At 68.3% G+C, this 19,210-nt stretch carries 19 protein-coding genes; 9 read left to right on the top strand and 10 right to left on the bottom strand.

What is annotated here, in order from left to right; all coding sequences use genetic code 11:
- Positions 1–3: 3 nt before the first annotated feature.
- The 8 genes from C4B30_RS24170 to upp form a co-directional block, all read right to left on the bottom strand.
- On the bottom strand, positions 4–636 hold the full coding sequence (locus tag C4B30_RS24170) for a Maf family protein (RefSeq protein ID WP_027785029.1): 633 nt from the start codon (positions 634–636) through the stop codon (positions 4–6).
- 51 nt (positions 637–687) lie between these two features.
- The gene (rlmH, locus tag C4B30_RS24165) at positions 688–1,158 is read right to left on the bottom strand and encodes a 23S rRNA (pseudouridine(1915)-N(3))-methyltransferase RlmH (protein ID WP_006478222.1); all 471 of its coding nucleotides are present in this window, start codon (positions 1,156–1,158) and stop codon (positions 688–690) included.
- Positions 1,159–1,176: 18 nt separating this feature from the next.
- Positions 1,177–1,620 carry a ribosome silencing factor gene (gene rsfS / locus C4B30_RS24160; protein ID WP_006484266.1) on the bottom strand — a complete coding sequence of 148 codons (444 nt, stop codon included), beginning with the start codon at positions 1,618–1,620 and terminating at the stop codon, positions 1,177–1,179.
- Positions 1,621–1,624: 4 nt separating this feature from the next.
- Positions 1,625–2,281 carry a nicotinate-nucleotide adenylyltransferase gene (locus C4B30_RS24155; protein WP_027785028.1) on the bottom strand — a complete coding sequence of 219 codons (657 nt, stop codon included), beginning with the start codon at positions 2,279–2,281 and terminating at the stop codon, positions 1,625–1,627.
- A gap of 85 nt (positions 2,282–2,366) precedes the next feature.
- Positions 2,367–3,290, bottom strand: a complete 924-nt coding sequence (gene hemF / locus C4B30_RS24150; RefSeq protein WP_027785027.1) for an oxygen-dependent coproporphyrinogen oxidase — start codon at positions 3,288–3,290, stop codon at positions 2,367–2,369.
- A gap of 118 nt (positions 3,291–3,408) precedes the next feature.
- On the bottom strand, positions 3,409–4,686 hold the full coding sequence (purD, locus tag C4B30_RS24145) for a phosphoribosylamine--glycine ligase (RefSeq protein ID WP_027785026.1): 1,278 nt from the start codon (positions 4,684–4,686) through the stop codon (positions 3,409–3,411).
- A 102-nt stretch (positions 4,687–4,788) separates the two neighbouring features.
- Entirely contained in the window at positions 4,789–5,517 is a 729-nt protein-coding gene (locus C4B30_RS24140; RefSeq protein WP_011352741.1) for a YebC/PmpR family DNA-binding transcriptional regulator, read from the bottom strand.
- Positions 5,518–5,737: 220 nt separating this feature from the next.
- Positions 5,738–6,388 carry a uracil phosphoribosyltransferase gene (upp, locus tag C4B30_RS24135; protein WP_006478229.1) on the bottom strand — a complete coding sequence of 217 codons (651 nt, stop codon included), beginning with the start codon at positions 6,386–6,388 and terminating at the stop codon, positions 5,738–5,740.
- A 209-nt stretch (positions 6,389–6,597) separates the two neighbouring features.
- Between upp and C4B30_RS24130 the strand changes: the two genes are divergently transcribed.
- The 3 genes from C4B30_RS24130 to C4B30_RS24120 all read left to right on the top strand — a co-directional run bounded on the left by C4B30_RS24130 (position 6,598) and on the right by C4B30_RS24120 (position 8,984).
- Positions 6,598–7,377 carry an SDR family oxidoreductase gene (locus tag C4B30_RS24130; protein WP_027785025.1) on the top strand — a complete coding sequence of 260 codons (780 nt, stop codon included), beginning with the start codon at positions 6,598–6,600 and terminating at the stop codon, positions 7,375–7,377.
- 64 nt (positions 7,378–7,441) lie between these two features.
- The gene (locus C4B30_RS24125; RefSeq protein ID WP_027785024.1) at positions 7,442–7,834 is read left to right on the top strand and encodes a methylglyoxal synthase; all 393 of its coding nucleotides are present in this window, start codon (positions 7,442–7,444) and stop codon (positions 7,832–7,834) included.
- A 175-nt stretch (positions 7,835–8,009) separates the two neighbouring features.
- Entirely contained in the window at positions 8,010–8,984 is a 975-nt protein-coding gene (locus tag C4B30_RS24120) for a quinone oxidoreductase family protein (protein WP_027785023.1), read from the top strand.
- Positions 8,985–9,156: 172 nt separating this feature from the next.
- Here C4B30_RS24120 and C4B30_RS24115 read toward each other — a convergent pair whose 3' ends face one another.
- Together C4B30_RS24115 and C4B30_RS24110 are read right to left on the bottom strand one after the other, a co-directional pair.
- Positions 9,157–9,624 (bottom strand): T6SS effector amidase Tae4 family protein, encoded by a 468-nt coding sequence (locus C4B30_RS24115; protein ID WP_027785022.1) that lies wholly within the window; start codon positions 9,622–9,624, stop codon positions 9,157–9,159.
- Between the two features lie 15 nt (positions 9,625–9,639).
- The gene (locus C4B30_RS24110; protein ID WP_051421403.1) at positions 9,640–9,993 is read right to left on the bottom strand and encodes a Rap1a/Tai family immunity protein; all 354 of its coding nucleotides are present in this window, start codon (positions 9,991–9,993) and stop codon (positions 9,640–9,642) included.
- 830 nt (positions 9,994–10,823) lie between these two features.
- On the opposite strand from C4B30_RS24110, the gene kdpF reads away from it, so the two are divergent.
- The 6 genes from kdpF (at position 10,824) to kdpE (ending at position 19,187) form a co-directional block, all read left to right on the top strand.
- Entirely contained in the window at positions 10,824–10,916 is a 93-nt protein-coding gene (kdpF, locus tag C4B30_RS24105) for a K(+)-transporting ATPase subunit F (RefSeq protein ID WP_006752209.1), read from the top strand.
- Positions 10,913–12,718: a potassium-transporting ATPase subunit KdpA gene (gene kdpA, locus C4B30_RS24100; protein WP_027785019.1), complete on the top strand. Its 1,806-nt coding sequence runs from the start codon at positions 10,913–10,915 to the stop codon at positions 12,716–12,718. Before kdpF ends, kdpA begins: the two co-directional genes overlap by 4 nt.
- A gap of 54 nt (positions 12,719–12,772) precedes the next feature.
- Positions 12,773–14,857, top strand: a complete 2,085-nt coding sequence (gene kdpB, locus C4B30_RS24095) for a potassium-transporting ATPase subunit KdpB (protein ID WP_027785018.1) — start codon at positions 12,773–12,775, stop codon at positions 14,855–14,857.
- Positions 14,858–14,882: 25 nt separating this feature from the next.
- Complete coding sequence (gene kdpC, locus C4B30_RS24090) at positions 14,883–15,464, top strand: potassium-transporting ATPase subunit KdpC (RefSeq protein WP_027785017.1); 582 nt, start codon at positions 14,883–14,885, stop codon at positions 15,462–15,464.
- Between the two features lie 152 nt (positions 15,465–15,616).
- Positions 15,617–18,496, top strand: a complete 2,880-nt coding sequence (locus C4B30_RS24085; RefSeq protein ID WP_027785016.1) for a sensor histidine kinase — start codon at positions 15,617–15,619, stop codon at positions 18,494–18,496.
- On the top strand, positions 18,489–19,187 hold the full coding sequence (gene kdpE, locus C4B30_RS24080; protein WP_027785015.1) for a two-component system response regulator KdpE: 699 nt from the start codon (positions 18,489–18,491) through the stop codon (positions 19,185–19,187). Before C4B30_RS24085 ends, kdpE begins: the two co-directional genes overlap by 8 nt.
- Positions 19,188–19,210 lie beyond the last annotated feature (23 nt).

Genomic DNA, 19,210 nt, shown 5'->3' with positions numbered 1-19,210 from the left:
GATTCAGAAGGAGATGCGCGCGGTGCGTAGCAGCGCGGCAGTCTCAAAAAGGGGCAGACCCATGATACCCGAATGGGAACCGTCGATTCGCTCGATGAATTCGGCCGCGCGGCCCTGGATCGCATACGCGCCGGCCTTGCCGAACGGCTCGCCGGTTTCGACGTAGCGCGCGTACGCGTCGCGCGACGCGGCCGCGAAGCGCACCGACGAGCGCGACAGCGCGGGCGGCAGCAGTTCGCCGCCGGCGTCGATCACGGCGACGGCGGTCAGCACCGCGTGTTCGCGGCCGGCGAGGCGGGTGAGCATCGCGAGCGCATCGTCGGCGTCGGTGGGCTTGCCGAGGATCGCGCCGTCGATCGTCACGGTCGTATCGGCCACCAGCACCGGCGCGGCCGGCTTGCCGCTCGCGACGAGGCGCGCACGCGCGGCCTCGGCCTTCGCGACGGTCACGCGCCGCACGTACGCGTCGGCGGCTTCGCCGGGCAGTTCGGCCTCGAGCGCCTCGGCGTCCTCGTCGGGGCGCGGCAGCAGCAGCTCGAAGCGTACGCCGATCTGCTGCAGCAGCTCCTGGCGGCGCGGGCTTTGCGAAGCGAGGTAAAGGATCGGGAAAAGCGCGGGGGACGTGCTGGACGGCATGGTGTCGTTATCTCGTTGAGCGCGCGCGGCGCGCGTCTCGAGGACGACACGTCATGCGCGGTGGTAGGGGTGATTCTGCGTGATGCTCCACGCCCGGTAAAGCTGTTCGGCGAGCAGAACGCGCACCATGCCGTGCGGCAGCGTCATGCTCGAGATGCGCAGCAGCACGTCGGCGCGCGCTTTCAGGTCCGGATCGAGCCCGTCGGCGCCGCCGATCACGAACGCGACGTCGCGGCCGTCCTGCTGCCAGCCGGGCAGCGCCTGCGCGAGCTGCATCGTGGTCCAGTCGCGGCCGCGCTCGTCGAGCGCGACGAGGCGCGCGCCCTTCGGCAGCGCGGCCTCGATCTTCTGCCGTTCGGCCGCCATCACGCTTTCGGCGCTGCGGCCGCCCGAACGCAGTTCAGGCTTGATTTCGCGCAACTCGATGCGCAGTTCGGGCGGCATCCGCTTCGTGTATTCGTCGAAGCCGGATGCGATCCAGCCCGGCATCTTGTGGCCGACCGCGAGGATGAAAAGCTTCATCGGGAGACGCGCGACGGCTCAACGGCGGCGGGCGGCCGTCTTGCGTGCCGGGCGTGCGGGCGCTTCTTCCTCTTCCTCGTCGTCTTCGCTCGCCGTCGCGAAGCCGTTGCCCTTGCCGCCGCCGAGCTTCATCCGCACGGGCTTGTCGCCCCAGATTTCCTCGAGGTTGTAGTACTGGCGCAGCGCCGGTTGCAGGATGTGCACGACCGCGTCGCCGCAGTCGACCAGCACCCATTCGCCGGTGTCCTCGCCTTCGGAGCTGACGACGTCGCCGCCGGCTTCCTTGACCTTGTCGCGCACGTTCGACGCGAGAGCCTTGGTCTGGCGGTTGGAGGTGCCCGATGCGACGACCACGCGGTCGAACAGTTCGGTCAGGTGGCTGGTGTTGAACACCTTGATGTCTTGCGCCTTGACGTCTTCGAGGGCGTCGACGATCACGCGCTGCAGTTTGCGAATATCCATGGATTCAGGAATGGTAGAGGCGATGTTGAAGAATATAGGCCCATACGGCGGCCGGCACATGTTCGGCCGACGCGTCGGGCATTTGCGCATGGCGTGCGATGCATTCGCGCAGGTGCGTGCGAATGTCGGTCGCGGCGATGTCGAACGAAAGGGTCGTATCGATCAGCAGGCGGCCCGCCGGCGTGGCCTTGAGCACGTCGGCGCCGGCCTGCCGCGCGGCGATTTCCCGCGCGACGGCCGGCGGCGCCGTGCCGAGCTCGAAGCCCGGACGCGTCGACACGCCGATGTGCGCGTAGTCGAACAGCGTGCGCCAGTCGCGCCACGTATCGAGGCGCACGAGCTGATCGGCGCCGATCAGCAGCGACAGCGACGCATCGGGGCCGATCCGCTCGCGCCAGCGCGCGAGCGTCTCGGCCGTGTAGGTCGGGCCGGTGTGCTCGATCTCGTCGGTGGCGACGGTCACGGTCACGCCCGGCACGGACAGCGTGCCGGCGGCCGCGCGCGTCATCGCGAGCCGGTGCTCGGCGGCCGACACGTCGCGCTTCTGGTACGGCTGCCCGGCGGGCAGCAATACGAGTTCGGTCAGGTCGAGCAGCCCGGCGAACCGGCGCGCGAGCGCGAGATGGCCGTCGTGGATCGGGTCGAAAGTACCGCCCAGCAAGCCGATACGGCGCGGCAGCGGGGCGGGGCGGGCGGTGGTGTCCAGAAAAACGCGTCCTTTCGTTGGGGCAGCGGGGCGCGCGGGCTCAGGCCCAGTCGCGCGGCACGAGGAAGTCGCTGGTCAGGCGCGCTTCAGGCGAACCCGGCTCGGGCTGCCAGTTGTAGCGCCAGTTCGCGACCGGCGGCATCGACATCAGGATCGACTCGGTCCGGCCGCCGCTTTGCAGGCCGAACAGCGTGCCGCGGTCGAACACGAGGTTGAATTCGACGTAGCGGCCGCGGCGGTATGCCTGGAAGTCGCGTTCGCGCTCGCCGTACGGCAGGTCGACGCGGCGCTCGACGATCGGCAGGTAGGCCTGCAGGAACGCATCGCCGACGCTTTGCATCATGTCAAACGAGCGTTCGAAACCGGGTTCCGAGAAATCGTCGAAGAAGATCCCGCCGATGCCGCGCATCTCGTTGCGGTGCTTCAGGAAGAAATATTCGTCGCACCATTGCTTGAAGCGCGGGTAGAGCTCGATGCCGAACGGGTCGAGCGCGTCCTTGCAGGTCTGGTGGAAATGCCGCGCGTCGTCCTCGAAACCGTAAACCGGTGTCAGATCCATGCCGCCGCCGAACCAGAACACGGGCGCCTCGCCCGGTTTCGTCGCGATCAGCATCCGCACGTTCATGTGCACGGTCGGGCAGTACGGATTGCGCGGGTGCAGCACGAGCGACACGCCGAGCGCCTCGAAGCCGCGGCCGGCCAGCTGCGGGCGCGCGGCGCTCGCCGACGGCGGCAGCGCGTCGCCCGCGACGTCGGAAAAGCCGATTCCCGCGCGTTCGAACACGCGGCCGCCTTCGAGAATCCGCGTGCAGCCGCCGCCGCGCAGGCGTTCGGCCGGCCCGCGCTGCCACGTGTCGGTCGCGAGCGGCGTGCCGTCGAGCGCGCCGAGCGCGTCGGCGATCCGTGTCTGCAGGCCCTGGAGGTACGTGCGCACACGCGCCACGTCGTAGGTCGAATCGGTCATGTCTGGACTGGCTGCCCCCGCCCTGAGCGGGGGCCGAAAAAAAGGCGTCTGCCGGGCATTCTATCGAACCCCGGCAGACGGGCCGCCGCCGCGAGGGCGCGGGGCGGCGATGGCGACGTCACGTGCTCTTGCGGTTGAGCGCGCGAAAGCCGATGTCGCGGCGGTACTGCATGCCTTCGAAATTGATCTGGTTGATCGTGTCGTAGGCATGCTGCTGCGCTTCGCGCACCGAATCGGCGAGGCCGACCACGCACAGCACGCGGCCGCCGGACGTCGTCAGCTTGTCGCCGTCGAGCGTCGTGCCCGCATGGAACGTGACCGCCTGTCCGGTTTCCGCCGGGATCCCGTTGATGCGGTCGCCCTTGCGCGGCGCGTCCGGGTAACCGTGCGCGGCCAGCACGACGCCGAGCGCGGTGCGACGATCCCAGTCGAGCTCGACCGTGTCGAGCGTGCCCGCGATCGCCTGCTCGACGACCTTCGAGAAGTCGCTCTTCAGGCGCGCCATGATCGGCTGCGTTTCCGGGTCGCCCATCCGGCAGTTGAACTCGAGCGTGCGCGGATTGCCGTCCTTGTCGATCATCAGGCCCGCGTACAGGAAGCCCGTGAAGCGGATGCCGTCCTTCTCCATCCCGCGCACGGTCGGCATGATGATTTCGCGCATCACGCGTGCGTGCATCTGCGGCGTGACGATCGGCGCGGGCGAATACGCGCCCATGCCGCCGGTGTTCGGGCCGCGGTCCTCGTCGAGCAGGCGCTTGTGGTCCTGGCTGGAAGCCAGCGCCAGCGCGTGCTTGCCGTCGACCATCACGATGAAGCTCGCTTCCTCGCCGTCGAGGAATTTCTCGATCACGACGCGCGCGCCGGCGTCACCCAGCTTGTTGCCCGACAGCATCATGTCGACGGCGGCGTGTGCCTCTTCGAGCGTCATCGCGACGACGACGCCCTTGCCGGCCGCGAGGCCGTCGGCCTTCACGACGATCGGCGCACCCTTCGCGTCGATGTACGCATGGGCAGCGGCCGCGTCGGCGAAGGTTTCGTAATCGGCGGTCGGGATGCCGTGGCGCTTCATGAACGCCTTCGCGAAATCCTTCGAGCTTTCGAGCTGCGCGGCTTCGCGGGTCGGGCCGAAGACCTTCAGGCCGCGTGCGCGGAACAGGTTGACGATGCCGGCCGCGAGCGGTGCTTCCGGCCCGACGAGCGTGAACGCGACGCCTTCGCGTTCCGCGAAATCGGCGAGTTCGTCGAGCGACGTGATGTCGACGTTCTTCAGACGCTCGTCCTGCGCCGTGCCGCCATTGCCGGGCGCGACGTAGACCATCTGGACGCGCGGCGATTGCGCGAGCTTCCACGCCAGCGCATGTTCGCGGCCGCCGGAGCCGACGACGAGTAGTTTCATGGGATTCCCCGCAGACTAGAAAACAGGGCGGCCGGCACGCTCAGGCGCGCCGGCCGCGGAATCGGTCGGGCCGCCGCCGCGACAGATGCGGCGGCCGGCATTTCATTCCTCGACGATGACGGCGTTCGTATACACGTCCTGCACGTCGTCGAGGTTCTCGAGCGCGTCCAGAAGCTTCTGCATCTTCGCCGCGTCGTCGCCGGTGAATTCGACTTCGTTCTGCGGCTTCATCGTCACTTCGGCGAGTTCGGCCTTGAAGCCGCCGGCTTCGAGCGCGTCCTTCACAGCCGAGAACGCCTGCCAGTCGCACAGCACTTCGATGGAGCCGTCGTCGTTCGTGTTCACGTCGTTCGCGCCGGCTTCGAGCGCGGCTTCCATCAGCGCGTCTTCCGAGGTGCCGGGCGCGAACAGGAACTGGCCGACGTGATCGAACATGAACGCGACCGAGCCGTCGGTGCCCATGTTGCCGCCGAACTTCGAGAATGCGTGACGGACTTCCGCGACCGTGCGGGTGCGGTTGTCGGTCAGCGTGTCGACGATGATCGCCGCGCCGCTGATGCCGTAGCCTTCGTAACGGATCTCTTCGTAGTTCGCGCCGTCCGCGCCGCCGACGCCGCGATCGATCGCGCGCTTGACGTTGTCCTTCGGCATGTTCGCGTCGGCTGCCTTGTCGACCGCGAGACGCAGGCGCGGGTTCGAGTTGACGTCGCCGCCGCCGAGGCGCGCCGCGACCTGGATTTCCTTGATGAGGCGGGTCCAGATCTTGCCGCGCTTCGCGTCGGCCGCTGCCTTCTTATGCTTGATGTTGGCCCATTTCGAATGACCAGCCATACCTTTCTCCGTGCCCGGGCGCGCAGCGCGGGCGATTGTTGCGATGTGTCGTTGAATCGGCGGCCGTTTCGGCGGGCATGAAGCCGCGGGGCCGCGCGTGTCGAGTGGAGCGTGATTTTATCACGCGGCGACCGCCGGTTCGGGGCCGCCGCGCATGGCCGAACGGCCGGGGCGGCCGTCGCGGCCGCGCGGCACGACGGCGCCGGCCCGCTCGATTCGATCAGTTCTTGGTGCCGAACAGGCGGTCGCCGGCGTCGCCCAGGCCCGGCACGATGTACGCGTGCTCGTTCAGGTGCGAGTCGAGCGACGCGACGAACAGCTTCACGTCGGGGTGCGCGTCCTGGAACACCTGCACGCCCTCCGGCGCGGCGACCAGCGCGACGAACATGATGTTCGCGGCCGGCACGTTGCGGCGCTTGAGCACGTCGACCGCGTGCACGGCCGAATAGCCGGTCGCGACCATCGGATCGCACAGGATGAAGATGCGGTCTTCCAGGTCCGGCAGGCGCACCAGGTATTCGACCGGACGGTGGTCTTCGGCGCGGTACACGCCGATATGGCCGACGCGCGCGGACGGCACCAGGTCGAGCAGGCCGTCCGACATCCCGATGCCCGCGCGCAGCACGGGCACGATCGCGAGCTTCTTGCCCGCGATCACCGGCGCGTCGACCGCCACCAGCGGGGTTTCGACCCGCTTGGTCGTGATCGGCAGGTTGCGGGTGATCTCGTAGCCCATCAGCAGCGTGATCTCGCGCAGCAGTTCGCGGAACGTGCGCGTGGACGTGTCCTTGTCGCGCATGTGCGTGAGCTTGTGCTGGATCAGCGGGTGATCGGTGATGAAGAGGTTCGGGAAACGGCTGTCCTGTTTCATGACGGGGCGCCTTGGCGGCAAAAGGGGATCGGGGGCGGCGGCGGGCACGGGCCGGCCGTCGCTTATGGCCGCAATTTTACCAAGGCGCGCCGCGCGATCCGGATATTATCGACGTCTCACGACAATCCGCGTGCCGGGCACGCCCGTTCGCCCGCCGACCGGCGGCAACGCGGGGCCGCGCCGGCACGCGCGCCACCAGGGAAGCGACGATGGATCTCGGCATTGAAGGAAAGACCGCGCTCGTGTGCGCGGCCAGCAAGGGCCTCGGGCGTGGCTGCGCGCAAGCGCTGGCCGCGGAGGGCGTGAACCTCGTGATCGTCGCGCGCACGCGCGACACGCTGGAGGAAACCGCGGAAGAGATCCGCGCCGGCGCGAACGTGTCGGTCACGGCGGTCGCCTGCGACATCACGACACCGGACGGCCGCGCGGCCGCGCTCGCCGCGTGCCCGCAGCCGGACATTCTCGTGACGAATGCCGGCGGCCCGCCGCCCGGCGATTTCCGCGATTTTTCCCACGACGACTGGATCCGCGCGCTCGAGTCGAACATGCTGACGCCGATCGAGCTGATCCGGGCGACCATCGACGGGATGATCGGCCGGGGCTTCGGCCGGATCGTCAACATCACGAGTTCGGCCGTGAAGGCGCCGATCGACGTGCTGGCGCTGTCGAACGGTGCGCGCTCGGGGCTGACCGGCTTCGTCGCGGGGCTGTCGCGCAAGGTCGCGGGGCAGGGCGTGACGATCAACAACCTGCTGCCGGGGCTGTTCGACACCGACCGGATCGCGACGACGCTCGCCGCGTCCGCGAAGGCGCAGGGCGTGACGCTCGACGAGATGCGTGCGCGGCGCACCAGGGACATCCCGGCCGGCAGGCTCGGCACGCGCGAGGAATTCGGCGCCGCATGTGCGTTCCTGTGCAGCGTGCATGCCGGCTATATCACCGGGCAGAACTGGCTGCTCGACGGCGGCGCGTATCCGGGCACGTTCTGATGCGCGCGCATCCTCGCCGATAACGACCGAACGACGACAACCGAACGACAAAGGAACTGGAGAGATGAGCAAACCCCGCATCGCACTGATTGCGCACGACGCGAAGAAGGACGAGATCGTCGCACTCGCGGGCCAGTACCGCGAGACGCTCGCGCAATGCCGGCTCGTCGCGACCGGCACCACGGGCGGCCGCATCGCCGCCGCGCACGGGCTCGAGGTCGAGCGCAAGCTGTCGGGGCCGCTCGGCGGCGACCTGCAGATCGGCGCGGAACTGGCCGACGGCCGCGTCGACGTCGTCGTGTTCCTGCGCGATCCGATGACCGCGCAGCCGCACGACCCCGACATCACCGCGCTCGTGCGCGCCTGCGACGTGCACGACGTGCCGGTGGCGACGAACGTCGCGACCGCGCGGATGCTGCTCGACGATCTGGCGCGGAACATGCAGGACGTTTGCTAGGCGCAGGCGGCGGCCGATTGTCCCTGCTCGCGGCAGGGCCATGCACGGTTGGCCGCCACGCGCGAGAATCGAGCGTCGCGCCGCGCGTCCGCCGCCGGTTTCCGCATCCATCGGCCGGCCCGCGCATCGGCGACCCGAATTTTCACTGACCGATCGAGAGACGAGGAGCGAAACGATGCCGAAAGCAATCCGATACGACCAGCCGGGCGGCCCGGACGTGATGAAGTGGGTCGACGTCGACGTCGACGCGCCGAAGGCCGGCGAGGTGCGCATCCGCCAGCATGCGGTCGGGCTCAACTACATCGACGTGTATTTCCGCACGGGCCTGTATCCGCAGCCGCTGCCCGCGGGCATCGGGATGGAGGCGGCCGGCGAAGTGACGGCCGTCGGCGACGGCGTGAGCGCATTGAAGGCCGGCGATCGTGTCGCCTACGTCGCGCAGCCGCCGGGCGCGTATGCGCAGGAGCGCGTGCTGCCGGCCGAGAAGCTCGTGAAGCTGCCCGACGGTATCAGCTACGACGATGCGGCATCCGTGATGCTGCAGGGCCTGACCGCGCACTATCTGCTGCGTCGCACGTACCCGGTGAAGGCCGGCGACACGATCCTGATCCATGCGGCGGCCGGCGGCGTCGGGCTGCTCGCGTGCCAGTGGGCGAAGGCGCTCGGCGCGACCGTGATCGGGACGGTCGGCTCGGACGAGAAAGCCGCGCTCGCGAAGGCGCACGGCTGCGATCATCCGATCGTCTATACGCGCGAGAACTTCACGCAGCGCGTGAAGGAGATCACCCACGGCGCGGGCGTGCCGGTCGTCTACGATTCGATCGGCAAGGACACCTATATCGGCTCGCTCGACAGCCTCGCGCCGCTCGGCTACTTCGTCAGCTTCGGCAACGCGTCGGGTCCGCTGCCGCCGATCGACTCGAAGGAATTCTCGTCGCGCGGCTCGCTGTTCTTCACGCGGCCCACGCTGTTCTCGTACATCGCGAAGCGCGCCGATCTCGAAGCCGCGGCCGCCGAGCTGTTCGACGTGATCCTGTCGGGCAAGGTGAAGACGAGCATCAACCAGCGCTATCCGCTCGCGGAAGTCGGCCGCGCGCATGCGGATCTCGAGGCGCGCAGGACCACCGGCTCGACGATCCTCGTTCCCTGATTCCGTTTTCCGCACTGACGCCGTTCGTCCCGCCTGCACATTTCCCGCACGACCAGCGGTGCGCCGGGTGGGCTGTCAGGACGACGGCACCGCGTCGCGTGTCGGCGGCGACGCCCGGACCGCGATTCGCCTGTATGTCACGAAACCCGGAGGCGGATGGGAGCGTTGCCGATCACCTTAGCGGCCAGAACCAAACCTCGGACGCTTCCCAGTAACAATCCGAGCCGCAGACGGCCTGGCCGCCGTCAATCAGGTCGATGTGGCCGCCCCGGCCATTCATGTATCCCGGTATATTCCAGAAGGCCACTGCGCCCTTTCTGTTGCCGATGCCAGCCACCGCATCGTGTCGCCGAAGCGCCTCGGCCTTGCCGAAATATGCGGGCTCCGCCAGCAGCTTTGCCAGCCTGGCTTGGCCCGGCTCGATGCGCCGGCCCCGGTACGGTCCTTTCTGAATGACCAACCCGCCGCGCACCGTTATCCCGCTCTTGACGAGTGCCAGACTGACTCGAATGGCGCACGTATTCACATACGAAGAATCAGGAACCAGGTCTTGCCGACCCAGCTCTTGATAAAGCGTTTCTCTCGAAACGGTCTTGTTGCTTTGGTAGTGGCCCTGCAGTACAGAAAAAGGCGGTTTCAAATCGGTATTCCTCGATTAACGACACGGGTATTTTTGTCGCAGGGCATTGACGATGAGGCCTGCTGCGCCGGCCTTCAGTGCGTCTCGCGGAAGCTTCCTGAGCTCGCCGAGCACGTCTGAATCGATTTCTCCCGATTTGACGCGTCCAGTGCCGCACCAATCCTTGCCTTCGGTGGCATCTGCCACGCCCGCTAGATAGCCGGTCATGACGTGACGTTCGGCGTTCGCGTACGGGCCGTTGTCGGTACGGCTCATGCTGTCGACCAGCCGGGCACCGTCGACGCGCGGCACTGTGGTTCCATGTGCGATCCCGACAATCGCCGACAACAACGCGAAAACGAATTTATTTCGGATCGGAAAGACGGTCATTGCATGTCACTCGCAAGTTCGGAAAAAAGCATGGCGCAGCTGCCATCTCGCAAATCCGTGTGGCTGAGACCCGGATAGTCGATCTCGTCTAGGTCGACCTCGCCGATTCTGGCACGGCGTGTGACGAAGCGGTGTTGGCCATTCGTCGCGCGCCGGGGAAATGCCGCGCCAGATGCCGCCGGAGCGCCACGCCAGACGGGCGAGCGCCGTGAATGACGGCATGGGCGGGACGACGCGAAGAGACGCTGGGGCGACAGTACTGCTGCCTATCAAATCAATTTTCGTCATTTGAACGATCGCGAAATTCCACTGGCCGGACAAGGTGGAAAGTCGTTCGACGAGCGGGCGACGATCGAAACGTGGCGAATTGTTGCGAACGCAATCCATGCCGGGAGCGTCGGAACCGTCGACATTTATGCCGCGATCGCATCCCGGAAATCGAAGTCGGAGTATTGCCGCTCTGATTTTCGGGCAGCGCCGTTTGACTTTCGGGACCATGCATATCGATGGCTGCGAAGGGGGCGTGTGATTGCGGACGACGCGCGAGAAGCGCGCGGTGCGACCCTCCGCGTGCGTCGCGGCCCGATCGACGCCCACATGTTCGTCGAACGGCATTTCCAGCTTGTTTACGCTTTTTTTATACCCCTCCTATCACCTTTGACCCGCCCTTTACGTGCATTCCCATAACGTTCCAGTCGTCTGATTTCGACGACGGAGAACACAAAAATGGATGGGGTATTCATCGGCGCCCTGGTGCTTTTCACCGTGCTGATCCTCGGTTTGGTTGCCGGTTGCGAGAAGCTCGTGCAATACGGTCGCGGGGGGCGGGCATGACCTGGATGCTTTGGCTGGCGGGCGCATCGACAGCCCTGCTGTTCGCGTATCTCGTCTTTGCGCTGCTGCGCGCGGAGGACATCGAATGAACGCGAACAACCTGTTGCAGATGCTGCTGTTCATCGTCGTGCTGCTGGCGGCGGCCGTGCCGGTCGCGCGCTACCTGACGGCGGTGATGGACGGCAGCTCGCGCGTCGTGCGCGTGTTCGGGCCGCTCGAACGCGTGCTGTACCGCATCGCCGGCGTCGACGCCGGCAGCGAGATGAACTGGAAGCGGTACGCGATCGCGACGATCGCATTCAACGCGCTCGGCGCATTGTTCCTCTACGGCCTGCTGCGCCTGCAGGGCTTTCTGCCCGGCAACCCGCAGCGGTTCGGCGCGATGACGGTCGACGGCGCGTTCAACACGGCCGTCAGCTTCGTCACCAACACGAACTGGCAGGACTACACGCCGGAGCAGACCGTCAGCTACCTGACGCAGATGCTCGGCCTGACCGTGCAGAACTTCCTGTCGGCGGCGACCGGCATCGTCGTCGTGATCGCGCTGGTCCGCGGCTTCGCGCGCCACACCGCGCAGACGATCGGCAACTTCTGGGTCGACCTCACGCGCGTGACGCTGTACGTGCTCGTGCCGATGGCGATGATCGTCGCCGCGCTGCTGATGAGCCAGGGCGTGATCCAGAACATGAAGGTGTACCAGGACGTGCCGGTGCTGCAGGCGGGCACCTATGCGGCGCCGAAGCTCGACGCGCAGGGCAACCCGGTGAAGGACGAGAAGGGCAACGCGGTCACGGTGCCGACCCCGCTCACGAAGCAGACGCTCGCGATGGGCCCGGTCGCCTCGCAGGAAGCGATCAAGATGCTCGGCACCAACGGCGGCGGCTTCTTCAACGCGAACTCCGCGCACCCGTACGAAAACCCGACGCCGTTCGCGAACTTCATCGAGATCTTCGCGATCCTGATCATTCCGGCCGCGCTGTGCCTGGTGTTCGGCCGCGTGATCGGCGACCGCCGGCAGGGCATCGCGGTGCTCGCGGCGATGACGGTCGCGTTCGCGGTCGCGGTCGGCGTCGAGATGAGCGCCGAGCAGGGCGGCAACCCGACGCTTGCCGCGCTGCACGTCGACCAGTCGGCGAGCGCGCTGCAGCCGGGCGGCAACATGGAAGGCAAGGAAACCCGCTTCGGGATCGCGCAGACCGGCATCTTCACGGTCGCGACGACGGCCGCGTCGTGCGGCGCGGTCGACACGATGCACGATTCGCTGACGCCGGTCGGCGGCCTCGTGCCGATGCTGCTGATGCAGCTCGGCGAGGTGGTCTACGGCGGGGTCGGCTCCGGCCTCTACGGGATGCTCGTGTTCGCGCTGCTCGCGGTGTTCGTCGCCGGCCTGATGATCGGCCGCACGCCCGAATACGTCGGCAAGAAGATCGAGTCGTACGAGATGAAGATGGTGTCGATCGTCGTGCTGCTCACGCCGCTGCTGGTGCTGGTCGGCACGTCGATCGCGGTGTTGGCGGACGCCGGCAAGGCCGGCATCGCGAACCCGGGTCCGCACGGCTTCTCGGAAATCCTCTATGCGTTCAGCTCGGCCGCGAACAACAACGGCAGCGCGTTCGCGGGCCTGACGGTCGGCACGCCGTTCTACAACTGGATGACCGCGATCGCGATGTGGTTCGGCCGCTTCGGCACGATCGTGCCGGTGCTGGCGATCGCCGGCTCGCTCGCCGCGAAGAAGCGCATCGCGGTGACGGGCGGCACGCTGCCGACCCACGGCCCGCTGTTCGTCGTGCTGCTGCTCGGCACCGTGCTGCTGGTGGGCGCGCTGACCTACGTGCCGGCGCTCGCGCTCGGCCCGGGCGTCGAGCACCTGATGATGTGGCTGGGCGCGTGACGCGCGCCCGCATGGCGACACATTGAAAAGACTGAAGAGCTTGAAGAGATCGCAATGACTCAACATTCCGCAACACGATCCATGTTCGATCCGGCGCTGCTGCGCCCGGCGATCGTGGATTCGTTCAAGAAACTCACGCCGCGCACGCAGTTCCGCAACCCGGTGATGTTCTGCGTGTACGTCGGCAGCATCCTGACCACGATCCTGTGGATCGCGGCGCTCGCCGGCCAGGCCGAGGCGCCCGCCGGCTTCATCCTCGCGATCGCGCTGTGGCTGTGGTTCACGGTGCTGTTCGCGAACTTCGCCGAAGCGCTCGCGGAAGGGCGCTCGAAGGCGCAGGCCGCGTCGCTGCGCAGCGCGAAGAAGGACGTGATGGCGAAGAAGCTCAACGAGCCGCATCCGAAATCGCCGATCCGCATCACGACCGCGTCCGACTTGCGTAAAGGCGACGTCGTGCTGGTCGAGACCGGCGACGTGATCCCGGCCGACGGCGAGGTCGTCGACGGCGTCGCGTCGGTCGACGAATCGGCGATCACCGGCGAATCTGCGCCGGTGATCCGCGAATCGGGCGGCGACTTCTCGTCGGTGACGGGCGGCACGCGCGTGCTGTCGGACTGGATCGTCGTCAAGGTCACCGCGAACCCGGGCGAGGCGTTCCTCGACCGGATGATCGCGATGGTCGAAGGCGCGAAGCGCAAGAAGACGCCGAACGAGGTCGCGCTGACGATCCTGCTCGTCGCGCTGACGATCGTGATGCTGCTCGCGACCGCGACGCTGCTGCCGTTCTCGACGTTCGCGGTCGACGCGATGAAGGCCGGCCACATGGTGACGATCACCGTGCTGGTCGCGCTGCTCGTGTGCCTGATCCCGACGACGATCGGCGGCCTGCTGTCCGCGATCGGCGTGGCCGGGATGAGCCGGATGATGCAGGCGAACGTGATCGCGACGTCGGGCCGCGCGGTGGAAGCGGCCGGCGACGTCGACGTGCTGCTGCTCGACAAGACCGGCACGATCACGCTCGGCAACCGCCAGGCGTCGATGTTCGTGCCCGCGCCGGGCGTGACCGAGGAAGCGCTGGCCGACGCCGCGCAACTGTCGTCGCTCGCCGACGAAACGCCGGAAGGCCGCAGCATCGTCGTGCTCGCGAAGGAGCGCTTCAATATTCGCCAGCGCGACATGGCGCAGCTGCACGCGACGTTCCTCGGCTTTTCCGCGCAGACGCGGATGAGCGGCGTCGATCTGCCCGGCCGCGAGATCCGCAAGGGCGCGGCCGACGCGATCCGCCGCTACGTCGAGACCCACGGCAGCCGCTTTCCCGAAGAAGTGCGCCGCGCGGTGGACGACGTCGCGCGCCGCGGCAGCACGCCGCTCGTCGTGGCCGACCTGCAGGAAGGGGCGGCGCGCGTGCTCGGCGTGATCGAGCTGAAGGACATCGTGAAGGGCGGCATCAAGGAGCGTTTCGCGGAACTGCGCAAGATGGGCATCAAGACCGTGATGGTGACGGGCGACAACCGGCTGACGGCCGCGGCGATCGCGGCGGAGGCGGGCGTCGACGATTTCCTCGCGGAAGCGACGCCGGAAACCAAGCTCGCGACGATCCGCGAGCACCAGGCGGCCGGGCGCCTCGTCGCGATGACGGGCGACGGCACCAACGACGCGCCGGCGCTCGCGCAGGCGGACGTCGCGGTGGCGATGAACACCGGCACGCAGGCGGCGAAGGAAGCCGGCAACATGGTCGACCTCGACTCGAACCCGACGAAGCTGATCGAGATCGTCGAGATCGGCAAGCAGATGCTGATGACGCGCGGGTCGCTGACCACGTTCTCGATCGCGAACGACATCGCGAAGTACTTCGCGATCATCCCGGCCGCGTTCGTGACGACCTACCCGCAACTGCGCGTGCTCGACATCATGCACCTGACGTCGCCGGCGTCCGCGATCCTGTCGGCGGTGATCTTCAACGCGCTGATCATCGTCGCGCTGATCCCGCTCGCGCTGAAGGGCGTGACCTACCGGCCGCTCGGCGCCGCGTCGCTGCTGCGCCGCAACCTGCTGGTCTACGGCCTCGGCGGCGTGCTGCTGCCGTTCCCGTTCATCAAGCTGATCGACATGACGCTTGCTGCACTCGGCTGGGCCTGAGCCGGCCGTACTTGAAGGAACTCTCATGAAAACGTTGATTCGTCCGCTCGTCGTGCTCTTCGTCGTACTGACCGCCGTGACGGGGCTCGCCTACCCGGCCGTGATGACCGTGTTCGGTCAGGCCGTGTTCCCGTCGCAGGCCAACGGCAGCCTGATCGAACAGGACGGCAAGGTCGTCGGCTCCGCGCTGATCGGCCAGTCGTTCGACGCGCCGAGGTATTTCTGGGGCCGGCTGTCGGCCACCGCGCCGATGCCGTACAACGCGGCCGGCTCCGGCGGCTCGAACCTCGGCCCGCTGAACCCGTCGCTCGCCGATCAGGTGAAGGCGCGCATCGCCGCGCTGCGCGAAGCGGGCACCGACCTGTCGAGGCCGGTGCCGGTCGATCTCGTGACGGCGTCGGCGAGCGGCCTCGATCCGGAGATCACGCCGGCCGCCGCCGCGTACCAGGTCGAGCGCGTCGCGACGGTGCGCAACCTGGCGCCGGACGCGGTCGCGCAACTCGTCGCCGCGAACACGACGGGTCGCCAGTTCGGCGTGCTCGGCGAGCCGCGCGTGAACGTGCTGAAGCTGAACCTCGCGCTCGACGCGGCGCAGGCCGCGCACTGACCGATCGCGCGTGCCGACCGGTATCCGGCGCGGCCTGAACCGCGCCGGATACGCTTTCCCCGACGGCGTTCGCGCCGTCTTTGCCTTTTGCGGCGATTTGGAACCACAATGCTCGTACCCGCGCGCATCCGGGCGCTCCGCTTTTCTCACGCATGAACCGTCCCGATCCAGACCAACTTCTCGACAAGCTGCAGCGTGACGAAGAAAAGCAGCGGCGCGGCCAGCTCAAGATCTTCTTCGGCGCGTCCGCCGGCGTCGGCAAGACCTACGCGATGCTGCAGGCCGCGCGGCAGCGCCGGCAGGAAGGCGTCGACGTCGTCGTCGGCATCGTCGAGACCCACGGCCGCGGCGAGACCGCCGCGCTGCTCGACGGCCTCGACGTGCTGCCGCCCGCCCGCATCGACCATCGCGGCCGCGCGCTCGCCGAATTCGATCTCGATGGCGCACTCGCTCGCCAGCCGCAACTGATCCTCGTCGACGAGCTCGCGCATTCGAACGTGCAGGGCGCACGGCACCTGAAGCGCTGGCAGGACGTCTACGAGCTGCTCGACGCGGGCATCGACGTGTATACGACCGTCAACGTCCAGCACCTCGAAAGCCTGAACGACGTCGTCGGCGCCATCACCGGCATCCGCGTGTGGGAGACCGTGCCCGATCGCGTGTTCGACGCGGCCGACGAAGTCACGCTCGTCGACCTGCCGGCCGAGGAGCTGCTCGAGCGCATGCGCGACGGCAAGGTCTATCTTGCGCAGCAGGCCGAGCGCGCGGTGCGCAACTTCTTCCGCAAGGGCAACCTGATCGCGCTGCGCGAGCTGGCGCTGCGGCGCACGGCCGATCGCGTCGACGCGCAGATGCGCGAGTACCGCGCCGATCGTTCGATCCAGCGCATCTGGCAGGCGCGCGAGCGGTTGCTCGTGTGCGTCGGCCCGGGCGCCGAGGCGCCGACGCTCGTGCGCGCGGCCGCGCGGCTCGCCGCGAGCCTGAAGGCCGACTGGATCGCCGTGTATGTCGAGACGCCGCGCCTGCAGCGGCTGCCCGACGCGCGGCGGCAGCGCACGCTCGACGCGCTGAAGCTCGCGGCCGAGCTCGGCGCGGAGACGGCCACGCTCGCCGGCGCCGACGCGGTCGCCGCGCTGATCGGCTATGCGAAGGTGCGCAACGTATCGAAGCTCGTCGCGGGCGGCTCGCCGAAGGTCGGGCTCGCGCGCCGCTTCGCGCGGCCATTCGGCGAGCAACTGGCGGAACGCGCGGGCGACGTCGACCTGATGCTGATCCGCGCATCCGCGAGCGACGAGGCGCGCGCCGCGCCGCTGGACGCGCGGGCACGCGACTGGCGCGATGCGTTTGCGCAGTTCGGCACGCATCGTTCGCCGCCGCGCCATTACGCGTATGCGGCCGCGATCTGCGCGGCGATCACCGTCGTCGCGAGTGTCGTGTCCGGGCGGCTCGACCTCACGAACCTCGTGATGCTGTACCTGCTCGGCGTGGTGTTTTCGGCCGTGCGGCTCGGGCGCGGCCCGGGCGTGCTGCAGTCGTTCCTGTCGGTGGCTGCGTTCGATTTCTTCTTCGTGCCGCCGCGCATGTCGTTCTCGGTCAGCGACACGCAATACCTGCTGACCTTCTTCGGGATGCTGCTGACGTCGCTCGTGATCAGCCACCTGACGTCGACGCTCACGCGCCAAGCGAGCGTCGCGCAGCGCCGCGAGCGCCGCACCGGCGCGATCTACGCGATGGCGCGCGAGCTTGGCGCGGCGCTGACGACCGAGCAGATCGTCGAGATCGGCAGCCGCCACGTGGGCGAGGTGTTCCGCGCACGCGTCGCGTTCCTGCTGCCCGACAGCGCGGACCAGGTGCGGCAGAAGATCGAGGAGCCCGATGCGGCCGTCACGCTGACGGGCGCGGAGCTCGACAGCGACGTCGGCCAGTGGGTGTACGACCAGCAGAAGCCGGCCGGGCGCGGCACCGACACGCTGCCGGCGACGGCCGCGCTGTACCTGCCGCTGAAAGCGCCGATGCGCACGCGCGGCGTGCTCGCGGTCGCATCGCGCGAGCCGCGCGAACTCGAGGTGCCCGAGCAGCAGCGGATGCTCGACGCATTCGCCGCGCAGATCGCGCTCGCGCTCGAGCGCGTGCATTACGTCGAGATCGCGCGCGACGCGCTCGTCAACATGGAGTCCGAGCGGCTGCGCAACTCGCTGCTGTCGGCGATCTCGCACGATCTGCGCACGCCGCTCACGACGATCGTCGGTTTTTCGTCGATGCTCGCGAACGGGCGCGCGGCCGCGCAGGCGGGCGACGCCGCGGCGGCCGGGCGCCTCGCGCAGCGCGAGGGCGAACTCGTCGACGCGATTCACGACGAGGCGCTGCGCATGACGGGCATCGTCACGAACCTGCTCGACATGGCGCGGCTGCAGGCCGGCAGCCTGCAGCTCAAGCGCCAGTGGTCGCTGCTCGAGGAAACCGTCGGCGCCGCGCTCGCCACATGCCGGCGGGTGCTCGCGCGCCATCCCGTGCGCGTCGCGCTGCCGGCCGACCTGCCGCTGCTGGAGATGGACGCGGTGCTGATGGAGCGGCTGTTCACCAACCTGTTCGAGAACGCGGCGAAGTACACGCCGCCCGATACGTCGCTCGACATCGGCGCGGAGCGCGTGACCGACGACGGACGCCCGTTCGGGAACCCGTTCGGGAACCCGTTCGGGAACCCGTTCGTGCGCGTGCACGTCGACGATCACGGCCCCGGCTTGCCGGCCGGCATGGAGGCGCGGATTTTCGACAAGTTCACGCGCGGCGAGAAGGAATCGGCGACGCCCGGCATCGGGCTCGGGCTTGCGATCTGCCGTGCGATCGTCGAGGCGCACGGCGGTAAAATCGGCGCGCTCAACCGCACTGCGCCCGACGGCCACGTGACGGGCGCGCGCTTCTGGTTCACGCTGCCGGTCGATACGCCGCCGGCCGCGCCGCCCGTACCCGACGACGAATCCGACCTGCCGGGCGCATCGCCCCCATCCGAGTCATTGCCAGACCATGAGTGAACCCAGCCTGACCGTCGTCCTGATCGAGGACGAAAAGCAGATCCGCCGCTTCGTGCGTGCCGCGCTCGAAGAGGAGGACATCGCGGTGTTCGAGGCCGAGACGGGCAAGCAGGGGCTGATCGTCGCGGCGACACGCAAGCCCGACCTCGTGATCGTCGACCTCGGCCTGCCGGACACCGACGGCCTCGACGTGATCCGCGAGCTGCGCGGCTGGTCCGAGGTGCCGGTAATCGTACTGTCCGCCCGCACGCAGGAAGAGGAGAAAGTCGCGGCGCTCGACGCGGGCGCCGACGACTACCTGACCAAGCCGTTCGGCGTGTCCGAACTGCGTGCGCGGATTCGCGCGCAACTGCGCCGGCGCAACCAGGGCGGCGCGAACGAGTCGCCGAAGGTGGCCTTCGGCGCCGTGACCGTCGATCTCGCGCTGCGTCAGGTGTGGCGCGACGACGCGATCGTGCACCTGACGCCGCTCGAATACCGGCTGCTCGCGACGCTCGTGCGTCACGCGGGGCGCGTGCTCACGCACCGCCAGCTGCTGCGCGACGTGTGGGGGCCGTCGCACGTCGAGAGCCATCACTACCTGCGCATCTACATGGCACACCTGCGCCAGAAGCTCGAGGCCGATCCCGCGCAGCCCGAGCACATCGTCACCGAGACGGGCGTCGGCTACCGGCTCGTCGGCGCCGTGTGACGGGTGGCGCGCGGCGCGGCACG

Source organism: Burkholderia sp. BE12, from assembly GCF_002959955.1.
Lineage (GTDB): Bacteria > Pseudomonadota > Gammaproteobacteria > Burkholderiales > Burkholderiaceae > Burkholderia.
This window is presented reverse-complemented; position numbering and strand designations above follow the sequence as displayed.

Bases quoted from the DNA above. Each gene is read 5' to 3' on its own strand.
- rsfS (WP_006484266.1), bottom strand. From the start codon at position 1,620: ATGGATATTCGCAAACTGCAGCGCGTGATCGTCGACGCCCTCGAAGAC.
- kdpC (WP_027785017.1), top strand. From the start codon at position 14,883: ATGAAAACGTTGATTCGTCCGCTCGTCGTGCTCTTCGTCGTACTGACC.
- kdpB (WP_027785018.1), top strand. From the start codon at position 12,773: ATGACTCAACATTCCGCAACACGATCCATGTTCGATCCGGCGCTGCTG.
- C4B30_RS24125 (WP_027785024.1), top strand. From the start codon at position 7,442: ATGAGCAAACCCCGCATCGCACTGATTGCGCACGACGCGAAGAAGGAC.
- rlmH (WP_006478222.1), bottom strand. From the start codon at position 1,158: ATGAAGCTTTTCATCCTCGCGGTCGGCCACAAGATGCCGGGCTGGATC.
- C4B30_RS24130 (WP_027785025.1), top strand. From the start codon at position 6,598: ATGGATCTCGGCATTGAAGGAAAGACCGCGCTCGTGTGCGCGGCCAGC.
- C4B30_RS24170 (WP_027785029.1), bottom strand. From the start codon at position 636: ATGCCGTCCAGCACGTCCCCCGCGCTTTTCCCGATCCTTTACCTCGCT.
- hemF (WP_027785027.1), bottom strand. From the start codon at position 3,290: ATGACCGATTCGACCTACGACGTGGCGCGTGTGCGCACGTACCTCCAG.
- C4B30_RS24120 (WP_027785023.1), top strand. From the start codon at position 8,010: ATGCCGAAAGCAATCCGATACGACCAGCCGGGCGGCCCGGACGTGATG.
- kdpA (WP_027785019.1), top strand. From the start codon at position 10,913: ATGAACGCGAACAACCTGTTGCAGATGCTGCTGTTCATCGTCGTGCTG.
- purD (WP_027785026.1), bottom strand. From the start codon at position 4,686: ATGAAACTACTCGTCGTCGGCTCCGGCGGCCGCGAACATGCGCTGGCG.
- C4B30_RS24085 (WP_027785016.1), top strand. From the start codon at position 15,617: ATGAACCGTCCCGATCCAGACCAACTTCTCGACAAGCTGCAGCGTGAC.
- kdpE (WP_027785015.1), top strand. From the start codon at position 18,489: ATGAGTGAACCCAGCCTGACCGTCGTCCTGATCGAGGACGAAAAGCAG.
- C4B30_RS24110 (WP_051421403.1), bottom strand. From the start codon at position 9,993: ATGACCGTCTTTCCGATCCGAAATAAATTCGTTTTCGCGTTGTTGTCG.
- C4B30_RS24140 (WP_011352741.1), bottom strand. From the start codon at position 5,517: ATGGCTGGTCATTCGAAATGGGCCAACATCAAGCATAAGAAGGCAGCG.
- upp (WP_006478229.1), bottom strand. From the start codon at position 6,388: ATGAAACAGGACAGCCGTTTCCCGAACCTCTTCATCACCGATCACCCG.
- kdpF (WP_006752209.1), top strand. From the start codon at position 10,824: ATGACCTGGATGCTTTGGCTGGCGGGCGCATCGACAGCCCTGCTGTTC.